Origin of the sequence: Ideonella azotifigens, from assembly GCF_006519715.1 — a bacterium.
GTDB lineage: Bacteria > Pseudomonadota > Gammaproteobacteria > Burkholderiales > Burkholderiaceae_C > Ideonella > Ideonella azotifigens.
Genome location: NZ_VIDT01000522.1, coordinates 1 through 4,004, shown reverse-complemented (window position 1 = coordinate 4,004; position 4,004 = coordinate 1). Strand labels below are relative to the sequence as shown.

Annotated in this window: 3 protein-coding genes; all 3 read left to right on the top strand. The window is 66.5% G+C overall.

All coding sequences use genetic code 11. The features are described from left to right. The coding region (locus FKP22_RS33540) for a hypothetical protein (protein ID WP_211361539.1) at positions 1-242 on the top strand (242 nt) is incomplete at its 5' end. Then, positions 194-1,298 (top strand): peptide chain release factor 2 gene (gene prfB, locus FKP22_RS23265; RefSeq protein WP_141290052.1). Its coding sequence is split into 2 segments (ribosomal slippage): positions 194-274 and positions 276-1,298, totalling 1,104 coding nucleotides; the frame shifts between segments, so codons are not numbered across the junction. The genes FKP22_RS33540 and prfB, both read left to right, overlap by 49 nt. A gap of 156 nt (positions 1,299-1,454) precedes the next feature. Next, positions 1,455-4,004, top strand: a 2,550-nt coding sequence (pepN, locus tag FKP22_RS23260; RefSeq protein WP_141290053.1) for an aminopeptidase N, incomplete at its 3' end; no start/stop codon positions are given.

The window sequence follows — 4,004 nt, the reverse complement described above, 5'->3', positions numbered from 1 at the left end:
GTGTCATGGGCAAGAAAACGGCGATACGACCTGGCATGCGGGGCGCCATTCGGCGGCCCCGAAAGGATTGTCAGGTCAATCCCGCCACCGAATGCCCGACTGCGGCCGCCCTCCAGGCCGGGATATACCCCGAGCAAAGCGCCCGCCGTGAGAAAATATGGGGTTTGGACAAGATAGAAGACAAGGATCCGTCATGGACATCGAACGCATCAATGCCATTGGCAACTCGCTGGCCGACCTGACCCAGCGCACCCTCGATCTACGGGGGTATCTTTGACTACGATCGCAAAGCACTGCGGTTGAACGAAGTCAACGCCACGCTGGAGAACCCCAACATCTGGAACGACCCCAAGCGGGCGCAGGAGTTGGGCAAGGAAAAGAAGCAGCTCGACGAAGTGGTCGGCACCATCGACCACCTGACCAGCAATCTCTCGGACAACACCGAGCTGTACGACATGTCCAAGGCCGACGAGGACCTGGATGGGCTGCTGGCCATCGAGGCCGACGCCGACAAGCTGCGCGAAGTGGTCGAAGGCCTCGAGTTCCGCCGCATGTTCTCGAACCCGGCCGACCCGAGCAACTGCTTCATCGACATCCAGGCCGGCGCTGGCGGCACCGAAGCCTGCGACTGGGCCGGCATGCTGCTGCGCCAGTACCTGAAATACTGCGAGCGCAAGGGCTTCAAGACGACGATGGAAGACGAAACGCCGGGCGACATCGCCGGCATCAAGAGCGCCACCATCAAGGTCGAAGGCGAGTATGCGTTTGGCCACCTGCGCACCGAGACCGGCGTGCACCGCCTGGTGCGCAAGAGCCCGTTCGACTCGGCCGGCGGCCGCCACACCAGCTTCGCCTCGCTGTTCGTCTACCCGGAAGTCGATGACTCTATCGAGATCGACATCAACCCGTCCGATGTGCGCACCGACACTTTCCGCGCTTCCGGCGCCGGCGGCCAGCACATCAACAAGACCGACTCTGCGGTGCGGCTGACGCACATCCCGACCGGCATCGTCGTGCAGTGCCAGGACGGCCGCAGCCAGCACAGCAACCGCGACGTGGCCTGGAAGCGCCTGCGCTCGCGGCTGTATGACTTCGAGATGCGCAAGCGCATGGAAGAGCAGCAGAAGCTGGAAGACACCAAGACCGATGTCGGCTGGGGCCACCAGATCCGCAGCTATGTGCTGGACCAGAGCCGCATCAAGGACCTGCGCACCAACGTCGAAGTGTCGGCCACCCAGAAGGTGCTGGACGGCGACCTGGACGGCTTCATTGCCGCCAGCCTCAAGCAAGGCCTGTGAGCCTTGCCGCGCCCCTGAACCGACCGAACCCGACTGACCTGACCTGACGCCGGCCCGCGGGCCGGCGCCTGGGCCGGGGCGGACAGCCCACCCGGCCAACCGCACCCGGCGCCCACGCCGAAAACAACTGAACCCACGAGGACGCCCAACATCATGATGCGTGAAGGCACTGCCCCCCTGATCCGCCGAGAAGACTACCTGGCCCCGGCCTACTGGATCCGCCGCGCGGACCTGTGCTTCGACCTGGATGCCACCAAGACCATCGTCTCGAGCAAGCTGACCATCGAGCGCAACACCACGCAGGACGTGCAGCCGCTGAAGCTGCACGGCGAAGACCTGAACCTGCTGCGCGTGCTGGTCGACGGCCACAGCGTCTCGTTCCGCCAGGAGGGCGCGCTGCTGATCATCGACGCTCCGGCGGCCGATGCCTTCACGCTAGAGATCCGCAACACGGTCTCGCCCGAGAAGAACACCCAGCTGAGCGGGCTGTACGCCTCCGGCGGCGGGCTCTACACCCAGTGCGAGGCCGAAGGCTTCCGCCGCATCACCTTCTTCCAGGACCGGCCGGACGTGATGGCCGTCTACACCGTCACGCTGCGCGGCGACAAGAAGAAGTACCCCGTGCTGCTGTCCAACGGCAACCTGGTCGAGCAAGGCGAGCTGGACGCAGGCCGCCACTATGCCAAGTGGCACGACCCGTTCCCCAAGCCCAGCTACCTGTTCGCGATCGTTGCGGCCAACCTGGTGGCGCGCGAGCAATGGGTGCGCACCCGCTCGGGCAAGGACCACCTGCTGCAGATCTTCGTCAAGCGCGGAGACCTGGACAAGACCGAACACGCGATGAACTCGCTGATCGCCTCCATCGTCTGGGACGAGGCCCGCTTCAAGCTGCCGCTGGACCTGGAGCGCTTCATGATCGTCGCGGTCGACGACTTCAACATGGGCGCGATGGAGAACAAGGGCCTGAACCTGTTCAACACCAAGTTCGTGCTGGCCAGCACCGCCACTGCGACCGACGTCGACTTCGACGGCATCGAAAGCGTGGTCGCCCACGAATACTTCCACAACTGGACCGGCAACCGCATCACCTGCCGCGACTGGTTCCAGCTGTCGCTGAAGGAAGGCCTCACCGTGTTCCGCGACCAGGAATTCTCGATGGACATGGCCGGCAGCGCGTCGGCCCGCGCGGTGCGCCGCATCGGCGACGTGCGCACGCTGCGCGAGCGCCAGTTCCCTGAAGACGGCGGCCCGATGGCCCACCCGGTGCGCCCGGATGTCTACCAGGCCATCGACAACTTCTACACCGCCACCGTCTACGAAAAAGGCGCCGAGCTGGTGCGCATGATGCACACCCTCGTGGGCCGCGAAGGCTTTGCCGCCGGCATGGGCCTGTACTTCGAACGCCATGACGGCCAGGCCGTGACCTGCGACGAATTCGCGCAGGCCATGGCCGATGCCAACCCGCACAGCGCGCTGGCCCAGCACCTGGACGTGTTCAAGCGCTGGTATGCCCAGGCCGGCACGCCGCGCCTGGTCGCGCACGGCGAGAGCGACGCCGAAAGCGGGCGCTACACGCTGCGCCTGTCGCAGTCCAACACGCCTTCCGCCGGCCAGCCCTACAAGCAGCCCAACCTGCTGCCCATCGCCATCGGCCTGCTGGACCGCAACGGCCAGCCGCTGCAGCTGCAGCTGGAAGGCGAAGATGCACCCGCCGGCACCGAGCGCGTGCTGGTGATGACCGAGGCCGAGCAGAGCTTCACCTTCATCGGCCTGCCGACCGCTGACGTCGTGCCCTCGCTGCTGCGCGGCTTCTCGGCCCCGGTGCTGCTGAAGGACGGCCTGTCCGACGCCGACCTGCTGGTGCTGATGGCGCACGACACCGATGCCTTCAACCGCTGGGAAGCCGCCCAGCGCCTGGGCGTGAATGCGCTGCGCGCCGCGCTGACCCACGACGACACGCCCGTGCTGGACGCGGCCTTCGTCGAAGCCTTGCGCACGCTGCTGCGCGACCCTTCTCTGGACCCGGCGTTCAAGGAACTGGCGCTCACGCTGCCGTCCGAAATCTACGTGGCCGACCTGGTCGAGAACATCGACCCGCAGCGCCTGCACGCCGCCCGCGAAGCCATGCTGGACCAGTTGGCCAGCGCGCTGCAGGCCGACTGGGCCTGGGCCTTCGAGCACTACCAGGTGCGCGGCGGCTACCTGCCCAACGCGGAACAGAGCGGCCAACGCGCGCTGACCAACCTGGCGCTGGCCATGCTGGTGCGCCATGCCGTGGCCAGTGGCGACAACGTCTGGCCGGGCCGCGCCTACCAGCGCTTCAAGGACGCCAGCAACATGACCGACCGCCTGGGCGCCATCGAGGCGCTGGTCAACGCCCATGCCGAACTGGCCACGCCTGCGCTGGAGCGCATGCACGCCCTGTTCAAGGACGAGGCCCTGGTGCTGGACAAGTGGTTTGCACTGCAGGGCCGCGCAGCCGAGCGCGGCGGCAAGGTCTTCGCCCGCATCAAGCAGCTGATGCAGCACCCGGACTTCACGCTGGGCAACCCGAACCGCGCACGCGCGCTGCTGTTCTCGTTGACCGCCATGAACCCGGCTGCCTTCCACCGCACCGACGCGGCAGGCTACGTGTTCTGGGCTGACCGCGTGATCGAGCTGGACGCCATCAACCCGCAGCTGGCCTCGCGCTTCGCCCGCGGCCTG